This window comes from Niallia oryzisoli (genome assembly GCF_043641075.1).
Lineage (GTDB): Bacteria > Bacillota > Bacilli > Bacillales > Cytobacillaceae > Bacillus_BD > Bacillus_BD oryzisoli_A.
Genome location: NZ_JBHZRC010000009.1, coordinates 63,317 through 90,265, shown reverse-complemented (window position 1 = coordinate 90,265; position 26,949 = coordinate 63,317). Strand labels below are relative to the sequence as shown.

The window sequence follows — 26,949 nt, the reverse complement described above, 5'->3', positions numbered from 1 at the left end:
CTGTCTTAAGCTTATTTCAAGGTCATTGACCACTTGTTTTTTTATTTATCGAGTTTTTCCAAATTCCTGTTTTTATCCATTTGAAAGGGAACCTTCTGTGCAAATTCTTCTTCTTTTAAAACAACCATTTTTCGGGCTCTTTCCATAATTTCAATCAACGCTTTATAATCATGCTCCATTGCATATAATTCCTTTGATAAGCGATTATTTTCTGATGTTATATCTTGTATTTTCCGTTCAAGCTTTTTCATTTTTTCTTCATATATCGAAAGACTTTCTTGATAGCTGGTTGAATTTTGCGCTCGATCATACAGTTTGTTCAAATAGTCTATTAAATCTTCAAATGGTATTTCCTTAACAATTGACAGGGATGTTTCTTCTGTCTTTACAGGAGGGTCAAAGGAAGATTCCATTTCCGGAACGCTGACATCATTTTTAACGATAGGACTTCTCTTGGCATCTTTACGTTGTTTTTTTGCAAGTTCAATATCGGATTTATACTGTTTTCTAATGGATGAATTCCAGCGAAACCCACATGCCGCGGCTGTTCTAGACAGTTTTTTTCCAACCTCCTCGAAAGCTTGAAGCTGCGTCCCACCTTCACGAATATTACGAAGTACAACCTCAGCAAGAAGCAAATCCTCATCTTGTGTCCAAGAATCCTGTCGTGTATTTGACATTTGAAAAATCCCTCCTAGTGTTTTTTATTCATACATATGCTTCTACTAGAAAAGATAGACTGACATCATCTTAGATTTTAGTGATTGCTTGAACTTTATAAATTTAAGTTATTTTTCATTTATACAAAACGGCAGGATGGAAAAACTGATCGTTTTCCATCCTGCTCCTATTTAGGGACGTATTGAACAGCCCCCTTTTGAAAGAATTAGTTCATGTAATTAAATTCGACCGAAACTTCACCGTCAACCCAAATCGTGTCGGCTTTTCAAGCTAGCTCATATGTTGTGTGTTGAACTGTCAAAACAGTACGATCTGGGGAAAGAGTTACAGATGTTGGATTCATATAAATAGAAGAACCAATTTCTAGTTTAATATCAACATAGAATGATATTATTAGTTTATTTTAATATCAAAGGAGAAATTGTTAAATTTGAATGAGATAAATAAAATGAATAAAAACAGTTGACTGTGATCCTTAAAGGTGAATGCCAAGTTGACATCCTTTTTTCTTAGACCTTTTCAGAACTTTTCTAACTATTCTAAATTCATTTCTTGAAAGGGATTTTGACTTTGGTTATAATTAATTTATATTTTACAACTATTTATACTTCATATCCTTAGAAGTAGCCATCAGATTCCATTCGTTCTTTCTTTAGTGAAAAACGTCTTGAAAAGCTTGGCATTAACCTCGTACATGCTCTTGATCCTTATTGGATAAGTGCGGCAGTAAATCTGTCACAAAAACCCTTTTTTATTATTGAAAATCTCCTAGGTGAAGTATGTATTTTTCCCTAAATAACGTTTGAAATTAAAAATTTCGATAGATGTATAAAAAGACAATTGTTTTTCTATGTAATTTTACATGGGATACGATTGTCTTTTTTTATATAAAAAAACCATTTGAAAGGAGTAGATAGTATGCCAAATCTACATGAAACAATGTTGGGAAGGAATTTTTTTGAATGGACAGTTCCTGAATTGGTCAAGGCTCTGAAAAATTTGCATAAGGATAATGAAATATTGATTCAACTCAAAGCTGATGAATTGATGTTTCGACAAAGAGAACTCGCGTTGAGAGAGAGGGAGTTGGATTTCAAAGAGAAGGAGCTCCAAATAAAAATTAATAATAGCTGATTAAAAATTAAGAAAGAAACTTGTTCCGGACAATTCTTGTATCGGATTCGAGTTTCTTTTTTTATTTTTTAATTCTTATTAAAAACCAAAAAGGAGAGATTTTATATGACTAAAGAAAAGGTAATCACATTTACACAAGAGGAAAAAAGTTTGATCTTTAACCGATTCGTTGCACCAGCCAATGGTTCAACTGAAGAAGCGTTACACTTTGTTTCATACTGTGAAACGCTCGGGTTAAATCCTCTATTGGGAGATGTCATTTTTCAAAAATTTGAGACCAAACAAGGGCCAAGAACAACATTTGTTACTACTCGTGATGGGTTAATGCGTGTGGCAGTACGTGATGAGAATTATGTAGGGCCACCGATTTCTAATGTTGTTCGCGAGGGGGATCATTTTGAATTCCTTCCTGCAGAAGGCTCAGTCATTCATAAGTTTGGTCAAAAAAGAGGAAGGATCATTGGCGCATATGCAGTTCTGTATCACAAACAATACAGACCATTTGCTTGCTGGGCGGACTTTGCAGAATATTTTAGTGCAAATGCAAAATCACAAAATGGTAGGTCTTATATTTGGGATCAATATCCTACTGCCATGATTGAAAAGGTTGCTGAAGTTTTTGCACTAAAACGGCAATTTCCTATTGTTGGAGGTCTTACAACTGAGGAAGAAATGGGATTGGATCACAATATCACTGTCCAAATAGATATGCAAGATCCACCTAAGCAACCAGTAGACCATGTACAACAGCAGGTAACTTCAAAACAAATTTCTAAACAGGAAGAAACAGAAACTGGAGTAAAAAATTCAAATAACGTTGCCAATCATAAAAATCAAGGGGAAAGTGTTTTAAATGATAAACATGGGGAAATTAGGGAATTTCCAATTGCACGATATCAACAATCTCAAACTGAAAGTGGTCAGTCTGAACAACCATATCAACCAACTGCACAGAAGGTGAATGGGGAAGAAGTTGAGATTGATAGAGTGGACATCGGAACAAGTAATTCTGGAATTCCGTTTGCCAAAGTATTCATCATTAAAAACAGTGGGCAAAAGCTAATGCTGCTGGCCAAAGGAGAAGATCACGTTGCAATGGCCAAAACCCTAAAGCAAGGGGATGTGGTCAATATAGAAATCGTTGAAGAAAACGGATTCCATTTTCTGAAAGGGGTGACTGCACATGCCTGATATCAAGCCGATTGCAACACTAGAACTTTTCGGAACACTCACAGTAGTATTCCCTTCAATTCATGGAGGTCACGAATTAGTTTTATGTGGAAAATCGATGGAGAAGGATGATTTGGCAATTGTGCAGCATACATGCTTTTTATGCAGAGTGTATGGTCATAGAAATTGTCCGTACGTCAAAAAAGCATTGTATCTCTTGATGATTTATTGGAAGCAACGTTTTCTCCAATACAAGATAGTTCAAAAAAGGGCTGAGATTCATAAGGGCATGAATTCAATTCCTATCCCTTGTCTTTCAGACCTTAAATACTCTTAGGAGAGGTAAAAATGCAAACAACCATTCTTCCGAATATTCTCGGTGTAGCAGAACAGTACAATTTGGAAGCAGATCGCAAAACCATTGGTAAGAAAGAAACACGTTTCAAGTGCCCTTTTTGCCATGCGGATGCGAACAAATCCCGAAAATACTTCTTATCCATTAATGAGGGTAAGAATGTATTTAAGTGCTGGTCATGCCAGGAATCCGGTGGTGTATTGAGACTGATTTCTTTTCTAGAGAATAAATCTGAACAGGAAGTTATTGAACAGTTACGGGAAAGCAATGGATTCAATTATCAAAAGCATCCGGCAGAGAGGTTGACACGAAGTCAATTAAAAATGATCGGTTATGAAAAGATTGACTGGATTAAAAATCGGGAATATGACGTTGAAATGTATAAGCATTTTAGGAACTATGTGTACCAAAAATGGCTTAATTTCGTGGAGTATAAACAGGATTTTGCATATCAGCAGCTGTATATCGGACTTCTTTCGGGGAAATTCCAGCAGACTGTGAAGCAAATCGAGAAAGATGAAAAAGAGTTGAATATCTCTTTATTGGATAAGGCTATTAAAAAATTATCTAGTGCTGAAAGATGCGTGGAAGAACTAGAAGGGGAAGAATTCATTGCATCTGTATGCAATCGAAAACACCCTTTCTACGAGAATATCGATAATTTAATCGCCGCGCTTGAACTGAAAACAAAAAAGGAGAGGATCTAATTGAATAATATAAACCTGATTGGACGGATGACAAAAGAGCCTGAGATGAGATATTCCCAAAATGGAGTAGCCATCACTAGGTTCACCCTCGCAGTGGAACGTCTATTTAAAGACAAGGATTCCGGTAAAAGAGAAGCTGATTTCATTAATTGTGTCGTATGGAAAAAAACTGCTGAAAATGTGGCTAACTATTGCCAAAAAGGCACTCAAGTAGCTGTAACAGGCCGTATTCAAACCTCTAATTTTTATGGAAGAGATGGAAAACGAGTATATATGACGGAAGTTGTTTGTGATAATGTGCGATTTTTAAGCACACCAAACAACAATGCTCAAAATAATAGTCAAAACGGCACTGACGGTAGCAGTATACCATCTAATCCATACGAAAATAGAAATCAATTTAATCCGAATGGTAATGGAGCTGGTTATTCATCCAATCCATTCGGTGGACAAGGTGAACCAGTCGGTGTTAGTGAGGGTGATCTTCCGTTTTAAGGATGATGTCTTATGCTATTTTCATACAGTCGATTGAACCTTTATGAAACATGTCCACTACGATTCTATTATAAATACATTTTGGGTTTACCAGAGTGTGTGACAGCACCGCTGGCACTTGGTAAAGCAGTCCATCAGTCGATTGAGTCCTTGATCAAAGGGTCTGATTATAAAAATGCCATTCTAGATGGTTATGCTGCGTGTGATTTTCACCGGGAAGTCTCTTTTAAAGAGATTTTTAAGTTAGTAGAAAATGCACCTGTTGTTAAAAACATGGGGGAAACAGAAGTTTATTTTCGTTGTCCTCTTTCCGATTCACCAAATTCACCTCAATTACAGGGTTATATTGACCTTGTACAAGATGGGAGACTCGTGGATTGGAAAACAAATCGGAAAACCTATGACATACTTGGTAACCACCAAGTTGGCTTGTATGCATGGGCTTTATCAAAAATCCAGAAGAAAGAATGGATAGAAGGTAGTATTTATTTCTTGCGGTACAAGCAGGAAAGGAAGTATTTCTTTAGTCCATTAGAAATGGAACAAGCAAAAATATGGGCGTTGCGTCTGGCAGAAGAAATCAAATCTAAATTAGTGCTGCTGGACATCATGCCAGAGAAGGTAAATGAGATTTTCTCTTATACGCCTTCCGGTGCATGTGGGCATTGTCCCTTTGTATTGTACTGTTTCCGAGATAATAAAATTTAGTTTGAGGGGAGTTACTATGGAAATCTTACCTTTGAGAGAGATTTTTCAAGTCGTTAAAAGATGGAAGACAGGTTTCTTAAAAGCTCGAACTATTAGATCGGAGATTATTATCAAATCAAATTGTAATCAAGCAGAATATCGGTTGATTTTTAAACGGAGTAATCTGCAGGATTCCGGCAATTTCTATTTGATATCACTTAATCAAAACTTTCAATTGCATGATTTGGTGTTGTATTCCTTATTAGCAAATATTAAAAGGGGGAATTATGACATTCTTTCTGCATTGTCAATCTTTGAAACTGGTTCATTCGAGGAATCGGAAAAAATACCTGTTCAATTTATGAACTAAAAAAGGGAGAGAAGAATAATGATTAAAAATACTTCAGTGATAGAGAAACCAATGACCCAAGCAGAAGCTGTAGCAATGGCAGATGAAATTGTCAGGATTGAAGCAGTGGCTAAGGAACTTAAAAACCAATTGAAAGTCTACGTGGAGAAGAATGGTTCAGTTGAAACCAAAGATCAGGTTTGGGATTTCAATGAAAGTATATCTTGGAATTTTCCTGGAGATAAGTTGAAAGAGATCATGACCATGATTGCATTAGACGGATACAATCCCTGGGAAATGATTAGTCTTTCTAAACGTTCATTGGATAAGCTGGGCTGGAATGATGATATCTTGAAGCAATATGGTGAAAAGAAAGTGATCAAACGGTTTGCTTCAAAGAAAAAATAGAAAACCAATCAGAGGGAAACTGCTGTTTTTGGCAGCTTCCCTTTTTTATTTGAAAGTTATTTAAAAATCAAAAGGGAGGGATATTTTATGGAAACCATTTATGAAGTACAACGAATTAGACAAGTAGTTATGGAAGAAACAGCGGATAAAAATATTGTAAGGACACCTGAGGATGGTGCTCAAATAGCAAGGAAATTCATTGGAGATGATGATAGAGAGGTCTTTTTTGTGATGTGTTTAAACACCAAAAATAAAGTAGTTGCTGTTCATCGTGCACACGTAGGCTCACTTAATGCAAGCTTAGTAAGACCGGCTGACGTATTTAAAGCAGCAATACTGAATAATGCAGCTTCTATCATCGTTTGTCATCAACATCCCTCAATGGATCCGTCACCTTCTCGTGAGGACATTAATGTTACTGCTCGTCTAGCAGAGGTTGGGAAGATGCTCGATATTGCCGTTTTAGATCATTTAATTATTGGAGGAAGTAAGTTTCTTAGCTTGAAAGAAAAGGGACATATTTAAGAGTTAGAGAAAGCTCTATCTGCATTAGTTTTATTTGCAGGTAGAGTCTTTTTGAATTTCAAGATAGATAATTACTGAACAAGAGTTTCAATGTGCTCTGTATTGATTGGAAGAGTCTATTTATATCACCAATTTTTAATTTAATATTGTTGTGTTGTGGATTTAGAATAAAGTTACGATCTTTATAAAAACGCGATGTTCTACCCCTTTAGATATGATCTAAAGGGGTGTTTCATTGTTCGAGTGTAACTGATAATATGTCACGATAATTTAACTGAATGTCTCCCATATCGTTAAGTAGCTCATAGGGTGGACTGTTTACAGATATATCGGAAATTAATTTTTCTAAACCCTCTACCATTCCAAACCTAGCATATTCATATTGACCATTAAGAATATGATTGCTGACTAACACCCTCAGTTCTTCCGCAGTATTCAATAAAACTTGGGTTTCTTTAAAATCCCTGTTTTCCACTTTGTTAAACTCCTCTATTAAGGTGTCGTAAACCGGTTTGATATCCTCATAGAACGCAATGAATGACGGATCAGCATTTGCTTTATAATATACTGTTTCTGATGCGGATTCTTTAATAGGTTGTTTAACACTATAAATGTCAGGAGCTTGCTCATCTGAAGAAGTATCTATTTCTGCAACTGATTCATTCTCTTTTTGGATGGTAGAAATCTGTTTCTTTAATTCTTTGATTTCTTGAATATCAGATTGGTATTTCAATACCCCAAAGGCAATGACAATTAACAGGACGATAGAACATAAAGTTGCTATTATGTTTCTTCTCAAACTTTTATTTTTCATTTTAGGGAGGGGGCCAGTAAATTTACGATCCGAGTATGCGGCAGTCTTCATCAAACTATGAGTTTTTATGTATTCTTCCAAATATAAATCATACTCGACTCTTTTATGTTCGTCCGAAAGAACTTCATATGCTTCTTGAACCAATATAAATAACGCAGAGCTTCCACCCTTTCTATCTGGATGGGTTTCTTTCGACCTTTTTCTATAGGCCTTTTTAATTTCTTCCATTGTAGCAGACGACTTGACTCCCAAAATATCATAATAATTAACAAATGAATCCATTGAATTAACCCTCCATAAAATAGGTTCCTCAACATTTATTTTACCTTATAATAAATAGCTGAACTAATTATCTAATAATAATTTAATAGTCGACTATGGAAATAAAAAAGATTGTTTTTAGTGTATTTTTATAAAAAAGATTGATTATTTAAACAAAGTCCGATTTTTTAAAATAAAGACTGATAATTAATGTAATGGGCGTTTTCCTGAAACAAGGAACAGTGCTTATTTTCATATTTGGTCCATTTAATTAGGTAGATACTACTAACCAATTTAGGCAAGTGAAGATGGAAAATATGATATACTTTTATTACCAAACATTCCAAATGATATGATGGTACAAAACTATTTTGTATTGTATTAATTATATCGAAATTAAGACCATTTAATAAATTTTTTTTACATAAATATAAGGACTATTTAATCAGTTCAAATTTACCATAAATTCGAGACTATTAATAATAAGTTTGAAATTAATAGGAGGTTAATTAATGGCTAGGTATGCTTATTTACCTTTCAATACTAGTTATGAAGAGTATTTATCTAATGTCGAAATAGATGAATATGAGGATAGAAAGGTTTTAAAAGTGGATTCAACGACTATTACGGATGAGGAATACTTATTAATAAAAAAAGTATTTAAAGACAACCTGTATTGTTTTTCTTGTGATTCTAAAATGAAATTTGTTAAACCAAATAACCGCCATCAACATTTTGCGCATATTAGCAGAAAAAACTGCTTTGAGGCAGAGAGTTTAGCCCATGCATCTGTAAAGAAACATTTATACGATAAGTTCAAGGAAAGAGGCTATAAAGTAGAGGTAGAACGAAGTTTTAGTGCTAGAGGCAAACGTGTTCGTACAGATATAGCAGTTAAGGAAAAGAATGATATTTTGGCTATTGAGGTGCAAGCAAGTCCCTCCATTAATCTTTCTACCATTGCTGAAAGAACAAATGTTTATGCAGATTTAAACATACCAACCGCATGGGTAATTGTGCTAGATTCATTTTTCGGGGAAGGTAATTTCACATCTACTAAGATAGAAGTATTGGTAAAGCATGAGGATGGTACATCAAGTTATAAAGAAAGATTATTACCCTACTCAACTCCTACACCCTTTATTGTACGAGGAGATATTCCAAAAAGTTTTTTATTTTTATTAGATACTTATAAATACGTAATTTCTGTGAATCATGATGGACATTTTTTTGTCATTAGAAGAGCCAATTTAATTGACTTTTCATTAGAAATATATCGTATAGAACAGGAAAAAGTAGTAGAGGTTCTTCTAGCAACTGATATTAAAATATTAAACTATAGATCAGAAAATAAAGTAAATAAAAAGCTTGATTATGAATTTCAACCTAGGGAATATGATCACTTTGAGGAAAGAGAGTACGAAGGAGAAATATTGCTTGGTATTGATTTTAAAAAGGCTTTTGAAGAGGAACAGGAACAATTAAAAAATGAAGATCCTTTAGATATCCTTCAAATAATTGAAGAAACAAAGAAAAGAGAGCTTCAGAAAGCCAAGAAAAATCTTATTATGGATAGTCTCGATGATCAGATCGTTCAATTGAAGGAAATATATAATAAAACCCAGGAAATTTATGATAGTCTAAGAATTCAGTTGGAGAAACAACAGGAAAAAATAGAATCAAAAAACAAGGTAGGTAAAATTAAACGGACAGAAGAACTAGAGGAAACATTACAAAGAGATTTTAACACTGAAAAACTGGTGAAAAAACTATTGTTGGCAGAAGTCGAAAGACACTTTAAAGGAAGAAGTTTAGCACAATTAACCCCCTTCGCATCCCAAGATATTCCGTATATTGAAAGACCGCTGTATGATTATATAGTTGATAAATTAAAAGGATTTATCCTACATAAAAACAATACTGAATTAGATATTAATTATGATGACGTTCCTAATATTGAAGCTGTTGAAATAGACTTGCTATTGAAAAAGGTAATATTAGAAAAAAAGAGTTCACATCAAGAAGAAAAATCCCGGCTACTGAAAAAAGGGTGCAATGAAAGTGTTGAGAGACAGTCTTTAAGCAATAAAAGTAGCCAAGAACAATTGTATGAAGATAAACAGAAAGATACATTATGTAAAGAAATTGATAGAATGCAAAAGGAAACAGGATTAAATATTGTGGAAGATATTGAGAAATTACGAAAGAATAAGTTAAACGACATAAAAAAAACACATCATAGTGTATCAACTCATTATCAAAAAATGGTACAGTTTTCTTTATTCTAAAAAGTATCTGTATCACTTTAAATTATTTATGTCAATCTCATTTGCCTTGGTTAATAATAAAACAGATATTAGTTTTTTTATTCAACGAAGGGCGCGATTATGAAACAAATAAAGCATTAGAAGTTTAGTTGAGGGGAAATATTCCATTATGCTATAATAAAATATATCTTTATAAACTTATGTATACTTCTTCTCTCTAGAAGTCACCGTCAGATTTCATTCGTTTCAATACGTCTGAAAATATTCGGTAAGAAACCCTTTTATGCTCTTGCTATTCTTAGCAATTGCGGTGGAATACCCACTATGAGACATGATTTCAGCATGACTTTTCCTTAGGTGAAGTATGCCTAATTTTACCTGTAATCTATTAAAAAATTTAAGATTGATATATTAAAAGACGATTGTTTTCCCATTTCGGAGATACAATCGTCTTTTTTTATTTATAAAAACCCCAAAAGGAGAGATTTAAATGACAAGAGTAATGGATGGACTAAGACAACATAATATTGTTGCTTCAAATCAAGAAGGAGATAATAAACTAGGGGATCTCTTTTGGTATTCCATCAGCAACCAGTTGATCACCCGTGAGGACTTAAAACAGAAATTTGATGAAGCCAACATGCATCACAAATGGCTGCCAAATCCCATTCGAATTTCTGATGCATTTAGGAGAGCGACCGGGGAAATCCAGAAAAAACAAAAGAAAGTGCCGACCAATGATCCGACAACCTTCCTGAACTTCCTGATTAGGGAGGTTTACTATGACCATAAAAGGGTCCAACGGAACATTGTGATTGAAAAGGTTGATAAGAAAGGGAAGTCGTTGGAATATAATTCGACAGCTACAATCATTGAATTTCATAAAGATGATGGTACGATCTCCATTACTACAAGTGGAAGTAGAGATGAAGGGGAACAAAAGGCTAAAAGTTTGGCTTATGAGGCCAAAGATCTTTTTGAAACGTATTCTAAAAACTATGATGCTCAAACACTGCGGATCATGGTCAAAAACATTCTTGATTCCATGTCACCCACAGCAGTCCGTCCAAACGGTGGTGTATATTTCGTTCCACGAAATCACCAGGACAGCTTAGACGCTGTTGTGAACTTAGTAAATCGTCTTGATAGTTCAGAAGCTTTTTCTGTCCCTTTATTTGATACAAAAAGTAATAGGGGAATGGTGAACAAAAAGCTCCGTGATGATATAATTTCTGCTATCTCTAGATGCAGATCTCTTATTCATTTTCCGGATCCACGAAAAGCCCAAATTACGGATACTCTTCATGAAGCTCGTCGGGTAGTAAAAACATTCAATGAATATCGAAGTGTGGTTAATCTGGACCTTGAGTTATTGAGTGACAGCTTGAGTGAATTAAAAAACTTATCGATAGCAGTAATGCAAAAAGTAAAGTGAAAAACGGAAAGTTATTATTATTAAAAATCACAGGAAAGAGATCGCTTGGATATTTTTTATGCCAATGTGATCTCTTTCTTTTTTTAAAGAAGTTCATTTAAATCCAAAGGAGAGATTGTTTATGAATAAAATCCAAGAAATTAAGAAGGCATTGAACAAAAAATATTATGAAAGAGAAAATGAAATTGAAGCCATGTTGACGGCTATTCTTGCGAGGCAGCATGTGCTTTTAATCGGTCCAGCTGGAACAGGTAAGTCAGCCCTTTCAGCCGAGCTTTCCAAAATTATTAAGGATTGTAACTATTTTCAGTGGCTTCTCACTCGCTTTTCTACTCCGGAGGAATTGTTCGGTGTACTTAGCCTGGCTGAGTTAGAAAAAGGTATATATAAACGTAATACAACTAGTAAACTACCTGAGGCTCACTTTGTCTTTTTAGATGAAATTTTTAAAGCGAATTCAGCCATTTTGAATAGTTTACTAACGTTAATTAACGAGCGTTTATTCTATAACGGTGAAATACCTATAAAATCTCCTTTGATGTCTGTTATCGGCTCCTCAAATGAGTATCCAGACGAGGGAGAAGGATTGGAAGCGTTGTTTGATAGGTTCTTGCTGCGTTTTGAAGTGAAGTATGTGAATGATACCCAAAATTTCATTTCCATGCTTCAGGGAAACACCGATCACATAGAGATTCCTTCTATGACCATGAATGAATTGTTGGAGTATCAATTTATGACAGACATGATGTATATTCCAAACGAGGTTTATCAGACTTTAGCTGAAATTCGCATGGATCTCGAAGGAGAAGGAATTAGACCCTCTGATCGGCGGTTTAAACAGAGTTTGTCACTCTTGAAAGCGAGAGCTTTTATGGAGGGAAGGCAACAAGTGATGCGCAGCGATATTATGCTGTTACAAAACACGTTATGGGAAACCATTGAACAAAAAGACGTAACAGTACAAATCGTGAGGGAGAATTCACAGGACAAGCTTCAAAAGTTGATAGAGGAAAGAAAGCAGGAAGTGAATGAATTACAAGCTTCTATCGATAGAGATTCTTCAGTAGAAGTAAGGATAGAAGTTCGGAATAAGCTTTTGGCAATCCAAAGTGAGTTGGATGAAATTAATAAACAGCAGCAACATCCAATGATACCGGAATTAAGCTCTAATATCCGGGGATTTGCAGATGAAATAGCCAATAATATTCTGAATGTATGAAAAACAATAAAACAGCCAGGGATCAGAATTTCTCTGGCTGTTTTTTAAAATAAATTTAGAAAGGGAAGATAATAAATGGATTTTACGAGTATTAAGAATTTAAATCGAAGAGATAGAGTATATAAAAATCCGACGGTCAATGCTGATTCATTCGATAAAAGGCAGTTTAATAGTTTGCTAAATAAATCTAAAGGACTACAGGAATTGAAAAGTAAGGGGGATATTGTGTTTCCGTTGTATTCCCAACTAATGGGGGATATATGGAGCACTTTTTATAAAAACCAACCACAATTGTTAGAAGAAATACCAGAAGAATTGACATCAAACCAAGCCTATTTACAAACAATCATGAAAAATGAAGAATTTGAGGAGTGCAGGAAAAATACAAGGTTTGATGAAATTTCTTCAGCCCTTTCAACCATCTCTTTTGGCAATAAAGTTTTGGATTGGATTCAAAACCAGCAACTTGAAGATAAAAATTTTAATAAAGCTATTCATCAAGCTTTTAAGGCTCAACATCAACAGAAAATAATAGAACAACAGTCTGATCGGAATCAGTCAGACCAGCAAAAAAAGGAGCAGGAAAAAGCTGAACAACAAATGAAACAAAGCATGCAACAGCTATCCGAACAACTGCAAAAGAAACTAAATAGTTCAAGCCATCAACTACAGTCTATGTTAGAAGATTCAGTGGCTGAAGCAAGGGAAAGTAAGGATAATATGGAAAAGCTCATTAGTGGAATGGGACAAGGCAATGGTAAAAGTGAACTGGAAAAAGTTCCAGTTAAGGAACAATTTGAATTAGCTGAAATGTTACAAAAAAATCCAAATATGAAAGAGATTGCTGATTGGGCCGGCCGATTTAAGGAGGTTGCTCGTGCCAAGCAGAAGCATCTGCACAGTAACTCTATTGAACGCAGTGGGTTAACAATTGGTAATGAAGTGGAACGTCTACTTCCAACGGAGCTTTCCAATCTCGCCATATCACAAGCAAAAGTTGATTTTATTAGACGATTTGCAGAAGGGCAGACCATGATCTACGATAAAAAAGGTAAGGATACATTGGGAAAGGGACCCATTATATTATGTTTGGACCAATCCGGTTCTATGAGGAAACTTGATACTCAAAGTAAAGGGTTCGCTCTTGCTATGATGAGTATTGCTAAAAAGCAAAAAAGGGATTTTGCATTGATTACATTTTCTACAAGTGCAAAAGTTCAAGTGTTTCAAAATGGGAAAAGTACCACAGATGACTTAATCCTATTAGCTGGAAGTTTTTTAGGCGGTGGAACAAACTTTTATGATCCGTTGAAAAAATCATTGTCACTTATTAAAGAAAGTCGTTTTAAACAAGCTGACATTGTGTTTGTGACAGATGGGCAGGCCAACCTACCGGATGATTTCGTCGAAGAATTCAAACATACAAAGGTTAAAATGAAGTTTGAATGTCTTTCGGTTTTAATTGGGGGAGAGGCTGATTTTCAAACAGTACAAAAACTCTCTAATCGAGTGATTAGCACTGATGACTTTATGACAGCCGATGAAGCATTTAGCATTTAAGACATATTAAAAATGTTTAAAACCCTTTCAGAATATATAAAGACTTCGGTATTACCCGAGGTCTTTATATATTATTTAATTGAAAATAAGTTAATAGAAAATTATTGTTTTAAATGATCTTTCGAACATCGTTAGCTTGAAAATGGCCCAATACGAAAAGAAGCCTCCTTATTTAAGTAGCTAAACAATAGAGATTATCAGTAGAATTCTTAGCAGTAATCCTACAAGACCTCATATTGTTGAATGAAGGAAAGTAATTTAATTACACCTAGGCCTGCTACTACACCAGACCAATATTATATGATGTTCGGTTTTAAAATACCCATTCTCTCTGTAGTCTAGTTATAAAATTTTGTTCATTTATTAAACTTCTATTTATTCGAACACAAAAAAAGTATACCCAAAAAGATAGACTTTAAGATATATATTCAACAAAAGAAGGAATTCTAAGTAAACCTGATTTGGTGTAGTTCCTGAACTTAACCCGGCACTTTATTTTTGGTTCTAGAAAGATAAACCTCTTATCCTCATCCACAATATATCCTTGGTATTTCTTATAAAACGCAAGCAACTAGACAATCAGATCATAAATGATTTTATCTTTTTCAGTCGCCCCGGCATGGTACTTCTTTGTTCCGCCCTTAAACTTTCCATGACTCTTTTCAATTTCAATTCCCTCACGTTGCGTTAAAACACTTTTTACACCTTTGTCCTTGTTGGAAAGAAGAGAATCTTATTTTTGAAGGATTCCCACATGAACATATAAAATCAAGTATTTGCTCATTATTAATATATTTTTTAGTCAATAAGTTACAATCATGTTCTTCAAAGTATTTTTTAACGAAATTATATTCATGACGGTGGTGATTTGCTGTTCTTTCATCACCACACTTTTTACAACGGTAACCATATTTAAAATTATGAAACGTAATAGAAGACGGATTACCACACGAACATATATATTTTAATTTGCTGTTTGAATTGTCATACCTTTTCGAAAGGAGTTTACATCCTTTCTCCTCAAAGTAACTCTTTATATATTCGTATTGTAATTTTTCAGTCCCTCCACATTTTGAACACCTATGACCGTCACGAAAGTGATGAAATGCAATTTCACTCGGATTACCACACGAACATGTATATTTAAGTTTTTGTTTGGCACAGGTATATTCTTTACTTAACAATTGGCAACCTTTTTCCTTAAAGAACTCAAAGACAAATTCATAGGTTAATTTTTGTTTAACCATAACACCATCTACATCGTATACCTTTTCTAAAATTAGAAAAGGTATTAGTATCTTCTTTACCGCAGGAACATAAGTATCTTAACTCTTGGTTGATAGCTGTATATTTATTACTAACCAATTTACAGTTATTATTTCGAAAGTATTCTTTTACATCTTCGTATTTAAACCTACCTGCACACTTAGCACATCTTTGACCACGTTTAAATTTATCATATGTTATTTCATCTTTATGGCCTACATCACAAACAAATTGCAACATCGTTTTTGCATTAACATATTTGTTAGAAATTAATTTATAATTTTCCTTTTCAAATTCCTGCCGTACAAAATCATAAGTTAATTTTCGAGCCATGCGTAATTTCTCCCTTTAAGAGATTTATCTTCCTAATAAAAGTAAATGAGAAAAAACTTTCTTTTTTGTGCTTTGGTGTCAAAGAAAGTGATAAGGGACTTTTGTTGTTCAGGAGAGATATTATTAGATATATAGATAATGTTCAATATTTAAGTCTCCTTGCAGTTAAATGATTTGGGATTTTATTAAATTAATAGTTACTGTATATTTAGTCGAGTTTAGAGACTCGTACACCCCTTTAGCCAGCTATTTTTTTGTCTTTATCGAATAGTCCAACCAAGTTGAAATAAGTGATTTTTTAATTAAGTTGAACTTATCCCAGGCATCAGCCCCTTCTGTATAATTCCAATATTCTCAATATATTAATTATAATAATTATGGGTGCGGTTGTATAACGAAAGCTCCGAGGCAAAACCTCGTATTTTTTGATTGTGAAATAATTAACAAAATTGTCATAAATGCTATGTAGAATGTAACCGTTTCCACATTAAGATAAACAAGTATAACATATTAAGATATTAGGGGTGAAGCAGTGAACGAAAAAGTAGGACTTATGCTGAAAAACGAATGGCTCGCAGAAAATAAGATTGAGTTAAAATTAATTTACGAGTATGATTTCAATCAATCTATGCTAATCAGTAGTCCAAAAAGCGGACACAAAGATATTCCGTTATCATTTTACCGCCTTAGTTACGATCCGACGGACAAGACTTTTTATATTGATCGCAAGCTCAAAGAAGTAACGTTCCCCAATCGCAAAGAGATAAAGAGGTTTCTAAGTACGGTACATACGGTTGTTAATACATAAAAAACGAAAGCTCCGATGCAATCCTCGGGGCCTTTTTTTGCGTCGGCATGTCCTAAAATCTAACTCCACATATGTTCCTGCATACCTTCTGTAAGTGGATGTTAAGAGCTACTAATAATGATATTGAGAAGGTTAGGAGACTAGTCGGTCATAGCAGTATTACGACAACTAGTAAATACTTAAAAGATTTATATAGTGATTTGGCAAAGTCATATTGAAATGATTACTCAAAAGCCATTAGTGATAATGTCGGATTGAATAAGTATGCCTTTCTTTCTATGGATTAAAATATGAACATCCAATATTTCTTCGTAAAAAGTACTCTTGCTGGCATAGATTTCTTTTAATTTTCCCAAGATTCTTCTATTATATATATTCTCCAAAAACTTCAGGTTTCCAAGCATGAATAGCATGTCGTTCCTTCTCAAAAAGTTTCTCTAGATAGATCATCGTCGTTTCAATTTTCTCATGACCTAGTGAGCGCATAATTTGATAAACATCCACCTTACTAATATGTGAGATAATCGCAAATGCGTGGCGAAAAGTATGTGGACCTACAGGAGATGAACGATTCAACAGAAAAGGAAGGTTGGATTCTTTTATAGATTTTGTTAGATATTGCGATAAGTAGGAAGGTGAATAGGCTTTTCCAGTATTGGTTGTGATTAATGGACTTTCTTTTTTTGCATCAGATAAGTCTTCAAGCCCCCTGGTATTCCGAAACAAATGGATGCTTTTCACGCTTTTTTTCCTTAAAGGAATCTGTCTCCTCTTGTTCCCTTTTCCTAATACGTTAAGATAATGGCCTCCACTTATTGAATCATATTGAAGATCTCCGACCTTTAACTTACAAAACTCTTCATTTCTTAAACCCGTTGTAGTTAGAATGTGAACCATCGCAAAGGCCACGGGATGATTAATTCTACGAAAATAATCGAGCAGTTGAATTACCTCTTGTGGTCCAAGGTCACGATTAGGCCGATCATCTTTTCTTACTGTTGCTGTTAACAATCCTTTATGCAACGTTTCCTGAACATACTCAACTTCATACATGAATTCCAGGAAGTTTTTAATAATCGTTGTTTTTCTGGCTAAGGTTGCTGAGGAGTAAGTTCCTTTCTTTTGAACATAAGGGCTTCTTTCTGCCAGCCATTCCTGGTATCGCCTAATATGGCGTGGGGAAAGTGACTTGAATAAAGAACCTTCTATTATATAGTCCATATCGATATCAATTTCTTGAGAGTACTGAACTAGTTGCTCTACGAATTGTGTGAGCTCCCGTTCATATTCTTTTATCGTTCTCATGGATTTATTATGCTGCCGATCCAGATGTTCTTTCCGGTATAAAAACCACTGAATCATTTCTACATCCGAAAAATCCGCAAATTGCTTTTCCTGGTTTTTTTCTGCCAGATCTAATCGCTCTTGTAAAAGATGAAGAGAAGAACTGTCTTGAATCTCATTTTTCCATTCACTTACTTGAAGGTTTTTATTATTCAACTTTAAATTATTCATATTTAATTCACCTTCTTTTTATATTCTCAAAAATAAGGTCTAATAATTATAGATTTTTCAATTACTATTATTATATTAAGTTAATTAAATTATAACAAATACTAAAATACATAGATATTCTTATCAACATAAAAAAATATTCCCTTTGTTTATGTTAGATTGAATATATATATTATTAGATTTTGATAATATCTATATACTAATTGATATTTAAAAATATATACTTTAGAATTAAATCGATAAAGTATATAAGAATATATAGTTTAATTTATTTTATTATTAAATATCTATTAATTTTAGATTAATGATAATTATTTATTTCTTTTATTAATATTTAAGATAAAGAGAAAATATATGTATAGGATAAAAAGTAACAATAAAACATAGAAGGGAGATTTTTGTCGTGGAAGTGGGAAGTGCGGAGATAAATGAATGGTATACACAAAAACAAGTGGCTGAACTGTTAGGTGTTTCAAAGGCAACTGTCTATCATTATGCAAAACAAGGAAAAATAAGAAAAATAGCAGATCCTCACCGGCTGCACCGTGAAGCTCGATATTATAAAGAGGAGGTGGACCGTTTAGCGAGTGAGAGAGAACAGTATCCAACAGGTATGCGCCCTTCAGAAGTGGCAAAACAGTTAGGATTATCTGTTCAAAGTATTTATAAATATATTAAGGATAGGACCATTAAAGCTGTAGAGGTACCTTTTGGTGATGAACGAACAAATTATGTGATTTCAAAGGAGGCTTTCTTGGAGGCAAAGGAATTGTTTCAGTCCTTGGAATTTGAGCGTGTTCGGAAAAATGAATACTATGATTCTAACTATGACATAGCGCTATTTCAGTACTTTCAATCTCAAGATAGCACAGCTGCGAGGGTGATGAAAGACGAAGAGTTAAACTGGGGATTTTATCTTCCGTACTATCAAAAATGGGTTGAATATAATGAGGGTATTGAAAAATATGGGTTGGAACCTTGTTATAGTATTCATGCCGATTCATTCGATTATAAAGGATATGTCCACTTGCAAATTCCAAAAGGGGAGGATATTTTGTATCCCTTTATCGATTTCATTTATGAAACGTGGGGAATTGAGAATATGGGGATCCGTGAGCAAGAACAGAGTGTTTATATTTCTATGAAAGCAGGAGAAATTCCTCTTTCTAATTCGATTCCCTTTTCTTTAAGTCAGTTGCTTCCTTTCATACAGGAAGGAACGGTTGAAATCGCTGGGGATTTTTTAATCGTTCGTAGCGCTTATAGAAAAACCAATTTAGAGTTGCCGATTAAGATGTTGGATAAGGTAAAGGAATTAGCAGAACAAGAGAATATCACCATGAGTCAATGGGTAGAGAAAGTCATTCATCAAGCTTTACAAATAGAAGAATCCTAGAGACAGGATTTGTTGCAACTTTTGAACGATAGTATAGGAATATAGGAATACACGATTATGGATTTAAAATCAGGTAATATAGAATCATGATTATAAAACATATATAATCGGAAGAAACTCAATTCCCTATGAGGATTAAGATTGTATGTTCGAATAAATTGATCAAAATGCGCTCCTAGATAGTAAACGCTCATTACGAAAATATCCTGTAAAAAGTTTATTTGAAAAGTTATCGCTAGAGTGGATATATCCCTTAAATACAATTGAAGGGAATACGCTCACTATCAAAAAAATTGTTTTAGTGTTGATTTTAATGAAACTCTGTAATGTTACTCAGTTAAAGATCCAGATTTTGGAAGAGAACTTATTGAAAAAATTCTAAGAAAGTAGATCCATTAGTAAACAATACTTTTCTTGACCCTGTACTATAGTACAGGGTTTATAATTTATTTGAGGTGAATTAGTTATGTATCGGATTGGTGAGCTTGCTGAAAAGTGTGGTATCAATAAAGAAACAATAAGATACTACGAAAGAGTAGGTTTAATTAAAGAACCTTTTCGAACGAATGCTGGTTATAGGATGTTTTCAGAAGAAAGCGTTAATCGTATAAAATTTATTAAAGGATTAAAGAACTGGGATTTACTTTAGCTGAAATTTCTATATTGCTCGGAGTCGTAGATAAAGACGATGAACGATGTAATGATATGTATAACTTTGTTGTCTATAAAATCAAAGAAGTACATACGAGAATTAGTGATTTAAAAAGGATTGAACAAATGCTTCTCAATTTAAAAGAATGTTGTCCAGACGACAAAGCTTTATACAAATGCCCTATTATTGAAACAATAATGATTGAAGAGAAATAAATAACAAAAATGGAGGTCTTTAGTATGGTTATTCAATCTAATATGTCTCCAAAAGCCATTGTTGAAGTTTGGAAAGAAACAGCAACTATTTTTACGAAATTTAATATACCGTTAACTGATAAGACATTAGAAAGTTTTATTGATTCCAATATTCTTCATAATCTTCTTACTAAATTAAATGTTGCTGTCGGAAGTTCAACTGCTACTTGTGTAGAAGGTGGATGACAAATGTTAGCTAAAAAGGAGTAGGTTACTTCCTTATAATCATCTTGTTCAACGAAACTGCCTTCTTTCAGCAATGATCTTTCATAAATCGGGTGCGATGCTTCAAAAGAGAAGGATCGCTTTTTTGCTTATTCAAGAAAAGGAAGTTTAGTGTTTCAAGGGAATAGATAAAATTATGTAGAATGAAAATATTAGGTTAATATCGGAGGGAAAGAGTTGAATAATTCAAAGGAATGGAAGATCAGTGGTGGTCAATGTATAGAATTAATCCTGAAGAACATGGTCTCTGGGCTTTAAAAATTTCTTATCTAAAACTGCTTATCTTTGCTGCTCTTTCCGTCATAGTAGCTTATTTTTTCCATGGTTTTTTGTGAAAAAGAAAATGTTGTAGTACAGTTAACGGGCAGAAGACTTGAACAATGATGGACTGATTTAGTAGTTCATTTTTTACTTTTAATCAATTATAGGACAGGTTAGTGAAGAATTATTCCAAAAGTATAACAGCTCCTCCTTTTTGGGTAGACAAGGGTGCCTGGGAAAAAACATAAATATAATTTTAAGATTAAATCGTCATAAATAATTCATATCTTTTCAATTATATCTGCACATTTTTTTGAGAATATCTAGATTATATGGGATAGAAAGGAGGATATTGAAAAAATTACAAAAGACTAGACTTGAAGGATGTTAATTTAAACTAAAAGTCTATCTAAATCTGGAAGGGGATGATTTAAAAATAATTTTGATTAATCACTGTACATATTAAAAATGATTGTGAGGGATTCAATACTTCTAAGATATCAGAAGCACAGAATCAAGACTTCACCTACATTAAAGAAATTATTATAAAAGGTCAGACAAATTTATTGGAGGAAACACATCATGAAATTAAAAGCATTAATAGTACCAACATTGTTAGTTGGGATTCTAGCAGCTTGTGGAGCAGATGAAGAAGCTGAAGAGCCAAAAAAAGAAGCAGAAACAGAACAAACAGCTGGGCAGTCTACTGTAGCACAACCTGAAGAGAAAACTGATGCGGTTGCAACTGCTTCTATTACAGATGATCCAGCTGTTTTTGCAAAAGCACTAAGTGAAGAAGGAAATTGGATTGTTGCAGCAACAAAGGATTTAACACTTGACGAAGAATTAGTTGTAAATGGTGAGTTTCATGATAAAGGTGAGGCAGCAAATCCTATTTATCGTAAATTAGCATTATATACACAGGATGAACAACGTAATGTTACTGGTACTTTCACACTAACAGTACCTAAAATCATTGTTCAAAGTGAAAACTTTACAATCGTAAATGGTACAGTGAAAGGTGATGTAATAGTAGAAGCAAAAGGATTTACTTTAAAAGAAAATACTACTATTGATGGAAATCTGTTCTTTGCTAATGAAGAGGCGAAGGAAACTGCAGTTGTTGAAGGTACAGTTACTGGCGTAGGTCCGGAATCTGGTGTAGAAGATGTAGTATCATCAGCTTCTATCGTGTATGATGAAGACGCATTAATAAAAGCAGCTAGTAAAGAAGGAAATTGGATTTTTACAATTCTTGGTGATTTAACCTTGGATAAAGAACTTGTAGTAGCAGGTGAGTTCTACAATAAAAATGACAAAGCTCAAGGTATCTACCGGAAATTAGGTTTATACTCACAAGATGGAGAGCGCAATGTAAAAGCTGCTTACACATTAACAGTACCTAAACTAACAGTACAAAGTGAAAACTTCAAAATCCAAAACGGTACAGTTAAAGGTGACGTATACGTGGAAACAAATGGCTTTACTCTTGCTAAAGACACTACTATTGATGGAAATGTATATTTTGCTAGTGAAGAATTCCAAAAATCTGCAGTTATCGAAGGTACAATAACTGGTGCACAAGAAGTAAAATAATAAAATGTAAAAGTAAAATAACAATAATAGATATATAATCTAAACTTACCCTTCAGTTTGAGAGTCCACCAATAATGTAATATATGAGGTGTAAGCATAATCCCTATCATTTGATAGGGATTATTTTACTATAGACTTTAGTTCTCTTTGCTAAAATAGGACGAAACATAAAACCACCTGCTATGCGGGTGGGCAATAAATTGTTATACAAAATAAACCACATTCAATTCTATAATACTGGGCTTCTATCTTTCTTATTGTCTTCCTTCAAATTCCAAAAGGGGAAGACATTTTGTTTCTGTTAATTAATTTTATTTGTGAATTGTAGGAGATTGAGAATGTAAACGATTGAAGGTAAATAAAAAGCAGAAACTCCCACTTCTAGATATCATAAGTGGGAGCACTTCATAATTGTAATTCTAGAATTTAAATCGATATTAGTAAATTTAACGGTCTTACTCCCATGACAATTGAATTGGATCGTCGCTAAGTTCCCCTATCTCAAGAGTTACTTGTCCAGCCTCTTGTTTAGGAAAAATAACTAAAAATGAAGGATGATGTGAATCATTACTTTGAACAATCCATTCAACTGGTTTCACTTTTTCACCATTGTTTACAATAAGATACGTATTTTGATCTAGTGGCAGTGACGTTAAATCTCCAGAGTGTGTTGTTAAACTAATTTGAAAAGCATCGTATTTATCTAAATCAACTTTTGCCTGTTCATAAACTTTACTATCAGTAGAAGCTATTCGGAGTACATCAATGCCAATTCCATTTATGCTTGTGCTTTTTAATCGTTTGTTCATATCGTCGTTTTCTGAATTCGTTGGAATAGAAGCTACTGTTTTAGAACCTTGATTGGCAAATGTATAGTTTATATTTTCGGAGCTGGTACTAACATAATCTTCTAGTGATATTTCATGTGGATCTATTCCAACTGGAATTTTAGCTACAACTTCCTTTTTACCTACATCGATTTTTACAACATCGTTTGACCGTTGATTTGTTACGTAAGCCCACTCGCCATTTTGAGAAAAGGCAACATGGTTTGCAGAACCTCCAGTTGGTATGATTGCTTTTTGCTCAAGTGTTTCAGTATTAATAATCGTTATATCATTTGAATTTCTGCTAGATACCCATAGTTCAGTACCGTTTGGAGATACAGTAACACCATGTGGTCCATCACCTGTTTGTACTGTTTTAACAACTTGTAAAGTTTCAATCTCAATTACAGATACTAAATCTGATTCAACGTTTGCGACAAATACCCATTTACTATCTGGAGAAACAGCAACCTCATTTGGTACGTCACCTACTTTAATTGTTTTTACTAATGTATTCGTTTTTGTATCAATTACCGAGACAGTGTCTGCATTTACATTTGCCACCCAAACTTGTGAACCATCAGGTGTAACAGCACCATGAGCTGGACCATTATCCGTCTCAACTTCTGCAATTTTTTCCATAGTATCTGTTTTGAAGATTGCAAGGCCACCCTTACCCTCCTGACCTAATCCTGGATTTAGGGAAACATATAGATATTGTCCATCTGCACTTATATCAATACCATGGACGCCTTCATTAAATTTGACTTCATTCATTGTCTCCTTAGTTTCAGTATCTAAAACAATTAGGGATTTTCCTTCAAAGCCAGTTCCAGTATATAATTTCTTGCCATCAAGGCTCAAAGCAATACCATGTGATGCTTGCTTAGTTCCTAAAGTTAATGTATCAACTACTTTGTTTTCATTTGGGTCAATAACCGATACAGTACCTTCTCCGGCATTAGGAACATAGATTAGGCCTTGTTGCATTTTTACCTCCTTTTGAGTTGCTGGTTCAGCTTGATTTGCCACGTCTTTTCCATTACCGCAACCGGCAATTACTAACGAAATACCCACAATTCCCAATAAAGCGAACTTTTTCATTTCTCCAAAATCCCTTCTATATTCATTTTTATTAGTTGTTGAACATAATCTAATTAAATTTAGTATAAAGCGAAACTTTGCAGAAACTATCGAGAAAGTGTATTGGATTTTCTAATTATCAATTGAAAGACCGCGTGGCTTTTGCCCGCTTTTTCTTAGTCTGCAGTATTTTTGGATATATATATTTCTTATTTTGACCAGTGAAACAGGGAATGCATAAATCGTATCCGATGTTTGTTCCTTGAGGTTTTAATTGTTTATGCATAGTTTTTTGGAGCCTGATATAGATTTAGGATTTATATATATATGGAAGGATAATTTTAAAATTATTTAACTTGAAAAATTAAAAGGTATTTGGTGTGAACGAAGATATCCAATTATGTAGTACAGTGAATCTTGGAATAAAGATTTATTACGACTATGATGGGCATCTTGAAAAGCGATGGATGAGCTAGAAGAAGGATTATCCTTATGGGAATATGAAATTCAGAAGATGAGGATTTTTTAGATTTAACTGTAGTTTGTCCGATCCTAAGTTTCTTGGAAATATTTTCTGTATGTAAATGTAATATGGTAATGAGTATTCTGTATTTAAATCGTTTGTGATTTATACAAATGTATTGGTGGCAATGTGTATGATTTGCCACTTACTTTTAAATTAGATCATATTCATCTTATTATACTCATCTCGTAATATAAAAAATATAAACTTTTAATAATGATTTTAAATCTATTAGACTCGTCATCAAGAAATCTAAAAAATATTACATTCGATAGAGCACGAATTACAACATATAGGAATAGGCCATGACTGTTCAAATAGAAAAAAAGGACTATACTCACGAAAATACTGTTTTATGTCGTAATGACAATGACTTAGCTCTAAACCATGTCCATTGCCATAATCATTGAGTTAGTGAATGGTATAATAATGATTCTGTTACATGCCTTCATCTGAAAATTTTGATGGAGGCGTGTTAGTTCCTACCCTTTAAGATTGGCTTATACCATCTTTTCTCGAATTTTTAAGTAAGTGTTAATGTTATATTTATTCACAATTAATTGTGTTTTGGAGTTGTAACCATATAAAAAATTGAATTTATTATTTTAGTTACTCAAGTAATTTCATTTTAATTTCAGATAATTGTTTTACAATATTCATTTAAAGGAGGTATTGAGTTATGAAAATTCTATATGCTGAAGATAATAATAGATTAGGGATGCTTACTCATTCTATGTTGAAAAATGAGTTTTCTCATGTAGATTGGGTAACAGATGGAATCGCTGCTTATGATTTTGCTTCTCGAATGACTTATGATTTGTTAATTTTAGATTGGATGATGCCTAAATTAGATGGTGTAGAGGTTTGTCTGCGTCTTCGAAAAAATGGCTATCATGGAGCTATTATTATGCTTACTTCCAAAGATGGACTTGAAGATAAAAGAAAGGGATTAGATTCTGGTGCAGATGGGTATTTGATCAAGCCAATTCAATTTGGGGAATTAATAAAAAAAATTCTTATTTTATCTAAAACGGCTAAATAATCGAAAGTGTATTAATCATGTTTATTATGTATAAATTAATTAAAATTTTATAATTTATTCAAATTTTTACTATAAGAAAAGGTTCTAAGACACTATTAGTACCCCTTTTAATAAGATACTAAAAGGAAAAGCATTCAATTATGAGTACTTCAGACTGTAGATAACTCGATAAATATTGAGTTTCACTGCAGTCTTTAAAATTCTAATAGAATAATACTTGAAGTGCTGAAGATGTTTTCGAAACATAATCCTATACAACGTGATCAGGTTGTAATGATTGCTATTGATAAGTTGGTATCTGAAAATCATTTAGTACGAAAATTGGAGGTAGCTATTGATTTCTCTTTTATTTATGATTTGGTGAAGGATACATACTCTGAAGTAGGTCGTCCAAGATCCTTAGATTCTAATTAAACTTACCTTTATTTAATGGATAATGTAAGGTGAAAAATCAATAGACACAATCTATATTTAACAAAGTTGTCACAGAAGTATTTCGAAACAGTGAAATGTTTAGTTAAAATATTTTTAATTAAGGATAATGTAGTACAATCTAATTGTGAAGTAATTAACATAAAGGGAGTTGGTATCATGGTTAAATGGTTAAGAGAAAGCAATGTATCTGCTATCATACTTTTATTATTTAGATTGTACGTAGGTTATACCTTTTTAAGCCATGGATGGCAAAAAGTTAGCGCTGGTGGATTTGATGCTTCTGGTTTCCTTCAAGGTGCGATTAAAAATCCGGGAGTAGAAGGCTGGTGGGCTTCTTTTCTAGAAGGTGTTGCACTCCCTAATATCGATCTTTTTAACTTACTAGTTCCATGGGGTGAAGTTTTAGTTGGACTTGGATTAATCCTAGGATGCTTAACAACAGCAGCCGCCTTTTTTGGAGTAGTTATGAACTTTTCTTTCTTATTTTCTGGAGTAGCAAACCCTAATTCCTTGATGGCGTTAATAATAGTATTTATTCTTGTAGCTGGTGCTAATGCAGGCAAATATGGATTAGATCGTTGGGTTTTACCTTATGTACGTCAAATCATGACCAAGAAAGTGAATGATGATACGGTTCCTTCAAAAAGATAAATTCATAAAAAGCCT

The 26,949-nt window shown here is 33.6% G+C and carries 26 protein-coding genes and 3 pseudogenes; 23 read left to right on the top strand and 6 right to left on the bottom strand.

Features of this window, described 5'->3' with window-relative positions:
- Window positions 1–41 precede the first annotated feature (41 nt).
- Window positions 42–680, bottom strand: coding sequence for an RsfA family transcriptional regulator (locus ACHUFV_RS20645; RefSeq protein WP_394237428.1), 639 nt, complete (start codon window positions 678–680; stop codon window positions 42–44).
- Between the two features lie 919 nt (window positions 681–1,599).
- Here ACHUFV_RS20645 and ACHUFV_RS20640 point away from each other — a divergent pair.
- The 9 genes from ACHUFV_RS20640 (at window position 1,600) to ACHUFV_RS20600 (ending at window position 6,511) form a co-directional block, all read left to right on the top strand.
- On the top strand, window positions 1,600–1,815 hold the full coding sequence (locus tag ACHUFV_RS20640; RefSeq protein WP_394237427.1) for a hypothetical protein: 216 nt from the start codon (window positions 1,600–1,602) through the stop codon (window positions 1,813–1,815).
- Window positions 1,816–1,920: 105 nt separating this feature from the next.
- Window positions 1,921–3,006, top strand: a complete 1,086-nt coding sequence (locus ACHUFV_RS20635) for a RecT family recombinase (RefSeq protein ID WP_394237425.1) — start codon at window positions 1,921–1,923, stop codon at window positions 3,004–3,006.
- Entirely contained in the window at window positions 2,999–3,322 is a 324-nt protein-coding gene (locus ACHUFV_RS20630; RefSeq protein ID WP_394237424.1) for a hypothetical protein, read from the top strand. The genes ACHUFV_RS20635 and ACHUFV_RS20630 overlap by 8 nt, the downstream gene beginning before the upstream one ends.
- 11 nt (window positions 3,323–3,333) lie before the next feature.
- A complete protein-coding gene (locus ACHUFV_RS20625; RefSeq protein WP_394237422.1) occupies window positions 3,334–4,047 on the top strand; it encodes a CHC2 zinc finger domain-containing protein in 714 nt (237 codons plus the stop codon).
- The gene (locus ACHUFV_RS20620) at window positions 4,048–4,542 is read left to right on the top strand and encodes a single-stranded DNA-binding protein (protein ID WP_394237420.1); all 495 of its coding nucleotides are present in this window, start codon (window positions 4,048–4,050) and stop codon (window positions 4,540–4,542) included.
- Between the two features lie 12 nt (window positions 4,543–4,554).
- Window positions 4,555–5,250: a PD-(D/E)XK nuclease family protein gene (locus tag ACHUFV_RS20615; protein ID WP_394237418.1), complete on the top strand. Its 696-nt coding sequence runs from the start codon at window positions 4,555–4,557 to the stop codon at window positions 5,248–5,250.
- Between the two features lie 16 nt (window positions 5,251–5,266).
- A complete protein-coding gene (locus ACHUFV_RS20610; protein WP_394237416.1) occupies window positions 5,267–5,599 on the top strand; it encodes a hypothetical protein in 333 nt (110 codons plus the stop codon).
- Window positions 5,600–5,617: 18 nt separating this feature from the next.
- Window positions 5,618–5,986, top strand: a complete 369-nt coding sequence (locus ACHUFV_RS20605) for a hypothetical protein (RefSeq protein WP_394237414.1) — start codon at window positions 5,618–5,620, stop codon at window positions 5,984–5,986.
- A gap of 87 nt (window positions 5,987–6,073) precedes the next feature.
- On the top strand, window positions 6,074–6,511 hold the full coding sequence (locus ACHUFV_RS20600) for a JAB domain-containing protein (RefSeq protein WP_394237413.1): 438 nt from the start codon (window positions 6,074–6,076) through the stop codon (window positions 6,509–6,511).
- 232 nt (window positions 6,512–6,743) lie between these two features.
- Here ACHUFV_RS20600 and ACHUFV_RS20595 read toward each other — a convergent pair whose 3' ends face one another.
- Window positions 6,744–7,607, bottom strand: a complete 864-nt coding sequence (locus ACHUFV_RS20595) for a J domain-containing protein (protein ID WP_394237411.1) — start codon at window positions 7,605–7,607, stop codon at window positions 6,744–6,746.
- 491 nt (window positions 7,608–8,098) lie between these two features.
- Between ACHUFV_RS20595 and ACHUFV_RS20590 the strand changes: the two genes are divergently transcribed.
- From ACHUFV_RS20590 to ACHUFV_RS20575, 4 genes are all read left to right on the top strand, one after another.
- Entirely contained in the window at window positions 8,099–9,874 is a 1,776-nt protein-coding gene (locus tag ACHUFV_RS20590; RefSeq protein WP_394237409.1) for a competence protein CoiA family protein, read from the top strand.
- A 469-nt stretch (window positions 9,875–10,343) separates the two neighbouring features.
- Window positions 10,344–11,288, top strand: coding sequence for a DUF6744 family protein (locus ACHUFV_RS20585; protein ID WP_394237407.1), 945 nt, complete (start codon window positions 10,344–10,346; stop codon window positions 11,286–11,288).
- 121 nt (window positions 11,289–11,409) lie between these two features.
- On the top strand, window positions 11,410–12,507 hold the full coding sequence (locus ACHUFV_RS20580; protein WP_394237405.1) for an AAA family ATPase: 1,098 nt from the start codon (window positions 11,410–11,412) through the stop codon (window positions 12,505–12,507).
- A gap of 75 nt (window positions 12,508–12,582) precedes the next feature.
- Window positions 12,583–14,067, top strand: coding sequence for a VWA domain-containing protein (locus ACHUFV_RS20575; protein ID WP_394237403.1), 1,485 nt, complete (start codon window positions 12,583–12,585; stop codon window positions 14,065–14,067).
- 677 nt (window positions 14,068–14,744) lie between these two features.
- On the opposite strand, the gene ACHUFV_RS20570 is transcribed toward ACHUFV_RS20575, so the two are convergent.
- A complete protein-coding gene (locus ACHUFV_RS20570; RefSeq protein ID WP_394237401.1) occupies window positions 14,745–15,314 on the bottom strand; it encodes a hypothetical protein in 570 nt (189 codons plus the stop codon).
- Window positions 15,307–15,666: a hypothetical protein gene (locus ACHUFV_RS20565; protein ID WP_394237399.1), complete on the bottom strand. Its 360-nt coding sequence runs from the start codon at window positions 15,664–15,666 to the stop codon at window positions 15,307–15,309. Before ACHUFV_RS20565 ends, ACHUFV_RS20570 begins: the two co-directional genes overlap by 8 nt.
- A gap of 532 nt (window positions 15,667–16,198) precedes the next feature.
- Here ACHUFV_RS20565 and ACHUFV_RS20560 point away from each other — a divergent pair.
- Window positions 16,199–16,474, top strand: a complete 276-nt coding sequence (locus tag ACHUFV_RS20560; RefSeq protein ID WP_394237397.1) for a hypothetical protein — start codon at window positions 16,199–16,201, stop codon at window positions 16,472–16,474.
- A gap of 59 nt (window positions 16,475–16,533) precedes the next feature.
- Window positions 16,534–16,692, top strand: a pseudogene (locus tag ACHUFV_RS20555) (tyrosine-type recombinase/integrase); the annotation flags it as partial.
- 148 nt (window positions 16,693–16,840) lie between these two features.
- Here ACHUFV_RS20555 and ACHUFV_RS20550 read toward each other — a convergent pair.
- A complete protein-coding gene (locus tag ACHUFV_RS20550) occupies window positions 16,841–17,989 on the bottom strand; it encodes a tyrosine-type recombinase/integrase (RefSeq protein WP_394237395.1) in 1,149 nt (382 codons plus the stop codon).
- A 403-nt stretch (window positions 17,990–18,392) separates the two neighbouring features.
- Between ACHUFV_RS20550 and ACHUFV_RS20545 the strand changes: the two genes are divergently transcribed.
- The 5 genes and pseudogenes from ACHUFV_RS20545 (at window position 18,393) to ACHUFV_RS20525 (ending at window position 22,373) form a co-directional block, all read left to right on the top strand.
- Window positions 18,393–19,385, top strand: coding sequence for a helix-turn-helix domain-containing protein (locus ACHUFV_RS20545; protein ID WP_394237393.1), 993 nt, complete (start codon window positions 18,393–18,395; stop codon window positions 19,383–19,385).
- A gap of 466 nt (window positions 19,386–19,851) precedes the next feature.
- Window positions 19,852–20,252, top strand: a pseudogene (gene merR, locus ACHUFV_RS20540) (Hg(II)-responsive transcriptional regulator).
- A 9-nt stretch (window positions 20,253–20,261) separates the two neighbouring features.
- Entirely contained in the window at window positions 20,262–20,477 is a 216-nt protein-coding gene (locus tag ACHUFV_RS20535) for a hypothetical protein (RefSeq protein WP_394237391.1), read from the top strand.
- A 233-nt stretch (window positions 20,478–20,710) separates the two neighbouring features.
- Window positions 20,711–20,851, top strand: coding sequence for a hypothetical protein (locus ACHUFV_RS20530; RefSeq protein WP_394237389.1), 141 nt, complete (start codon window positions 20,711–20,713; stop codon window positions 20,849–20,851).
- A 508-nt stretch (window positions 20,852–21,359) separates the two neighbouring features.
- Window positions 21,360–22,373, top strand: a complete 1,014-nt coding sequence (locus tag ACHUFV_RS20525) for a polymer-forming cytoskeletal protein (RefSeq protein WP_394237388.1) — start codon at window positions 21,360–21,362, stop codon at window positions 22,371–22,373.
- 455 nt (window positions 22,374–22,828) lie between these two features.
- On the opposite strand, the gene ACHUFV_RS20520 is transcribed toward ACHUFV_RS20525, so the two are convergent.
- A complete protein-coding gene (locus tag ACHUFV_RS20520; protein ID WP_394237387.1) occupies window positions 22,829–24,304 on the bottom strand; it encodes a YVTN family beta-propeller repeat protein in 1,476 nt (491 codons plus the stop codon).
- Between the two features lie 1,181 nt (window positions 24,305–25,485).
- Here ACHUFV_RS20520 and ACHUFV_RS20515 point away from each other — a divergent pair.
- The 3 genes and pseudogenes from ACHUFV_RS20515 (at window position 25,486) to ACHUFV_RS20505 (ending at window position 26,934) form a co-directional block, all read left to right on the top strand.
- A complete protein-coding gene (locus tag ACHUFV_RS20515) occupies window positions 25,486–25,848 on the top strand; it encodes a response regulator transcription factor (protein WP_394237385.1) in 363 nt (120 codons plus the stop codon).
- Window positions 25,849–26,079: 231 nt separating this feature from the next.
- Window positions 26,080–26,241, top strand: a pseudogene (locus tag ACHUFV_RS20510) (IS5/IS1182 family transposase); the annotation flags it as partial.
- Between the two features lie 195 nt (window positions 26,242–26,436).
- Window positions 26,437–26,934 carry a DoxX family protein gene (locus tag ACHUFV_RS20505; protein ID WP_394237621.1) on the top strand — a complete coding sequence of 166 codons (498 nt, stop codon included), beginning with the start codon at window positions 26,437–26,439 and terminating at the stop codon, window positions 26,932–26,934.
- The last annotated feature ends 15 nt before the right edge of the window (window positions 26,935–26,949 follow it).

Bases quoted from the DNA above. Each gene is read 5' to 3' on its own strand.
- ACHUFV_RS20645 (WP_394237428.1), bottom strand. From the start codon at position 680: ATGTCAAATACACGACAGGATTCTTGGACACAAGATGAGGATTTGCTT.
- ACHUFV_RS20640 (WP_394237427.1), top strand. From the start codon at position 1,600: ATGCCAAATCTACATGAAACAATGTTGGGAAGGAATTTTTTTGAATGG.
- ACHUFV_RS20635 (WP_394237425.1), top strand. From the start codon at position 1,921: ATGACTAAAGAAAAGGTAATCACATTTACACAAGAGGAAAAAAGTTTG.
- ACHUFV_RS20630 (WP_394237424.1), top strand. From the start codon at position 2,999: ATGCCTGATATCAAGCCGATTGCAACACTAGAACTTTTCGGAACACTC.
- ACHUFV_RS20625 (WP_394237422.1), top strand. From the start codon at position 3,334: ATGCAAACAACCATTCTTCCGAATATTCTCGGTGTAGCAGAACAGTAC.
- ACHUFV_RS20615 (WP_394237418.1), top strand. From the start codon at position 4,555: ATGCTATTTTCATACAGTCGATTGAACCTTTATGAAACATGTCCACTA.
- ACHUFV_RS20610 (WP_394237416.1), top strand. From the start codon at position 5,267: ATGGAAATCTTACCTTTGAGAGAGATTTTTCAAGTCGTTAAAAGATGG.
- ACHUFV_RS20605 (WP_394237414.1), top strand. From the start codon at position 5,618: ATGATTAAAAATACTTCAGTGATAGAGAAACCAATGACCCAAGCAGAA.
- ACHUFV_RS20600 (WP_394237413.1), top strand. From the start codon at position 6,074: ATGGAAACCATTTATGAAGTACAACGAATTAGACAAGTAGTTATGGAA.
- ACHUFV_RS20595 (WP_394237411.1), bottom strand. From the start codon at position 7,607: ATGGATTCATTTGTTAATTATTATGATATTTTGGGAGTCAAGTCGTCT.
- ACHUFV_RS20590 (WP_394237409.1), top strand. From the start codon at position 8,099: ATGGCTAGGTATGCTTATTTACCTTTCAATACTAGTTATGAAGAGTAT.
- ACHUFV_RS20585 (WP_394237407.1), top strand. From the start codon at position 10,344: ATGACAAGAGTAATGGATGGACTAAGACAACATAATATTGTTGCTTCA.
- ACHUFV_RS20580 (WP_394237405.1), top strand. From the start codon at position 11,410: ATGAATAAAATCCAAGAAATTAAGAAGGCATTGAACAAAAAATATTAT.
- ACHUFV_RS20575 (WP_394237403.1), top strand. From the start codon at position 12,583: ATGGATTTTACGAGTATTAAGAATTTAAATCGAAGAGATAGAGTATAT.
- ACHUFV_RS20570 (WP_394237401.1), bottom strand. From the start codon at position 15,314: ATGGTTAAACAAAAATTAACCTATGAATTTGTCTTTGAGTTCTTTAAG.
- ACHUFV_RS20565 (WP_394237399.1), bottom strand. From the start codon at position 15,666: ATGGCTCGAAAATTAACTTATGATTTTGTACGGCAGGAATTTGAAAAG.
- ACHUFV_RS20550 (WP_394237395.1), bottom strand. From the start codon at position 17,989: ATGAATAATTTAAAGTTGAATAATAAAAACCTTCAAGTAAGTGAATGG.
- ACHUFV_RS20535 (WP_394237391.1), top strand. From the start codon at position 20,262: ATGGAGGTCTTTAGTATGGTTATTCAATCTAATATGTCTCCAAAAGCC.
- ACHUFV_RS20530 (WP_394237389.1), top strand. From the start codon at position 20,711: ATGGAAGATCAGTGGTGGTCAATGTATAGAATTAATCCTGAAGAACAT.
- ACHUFV_RS20525 (WP_394237388.1), top strand. From the start codon at position 21,360: ATGAAATTAAAAGCATTAATAGTACCAACATTGTTAGTTGGGATTCTA.
- ACHUFV_RS20520 (WP_394237387.1), bottom strand. From the start codon at position 24,304: ATGAAAAAGTTCGCTTTATTGGGAATTGTGGGTATTTCGTTAGTAATT.
- ACHUFV_RS20515 (WP_394237385.1), top strand. From the start codon at position 25,486: ATGAAAATTCTATATGCTGAAGATAATAATAGATTAGGGATGCTTACT.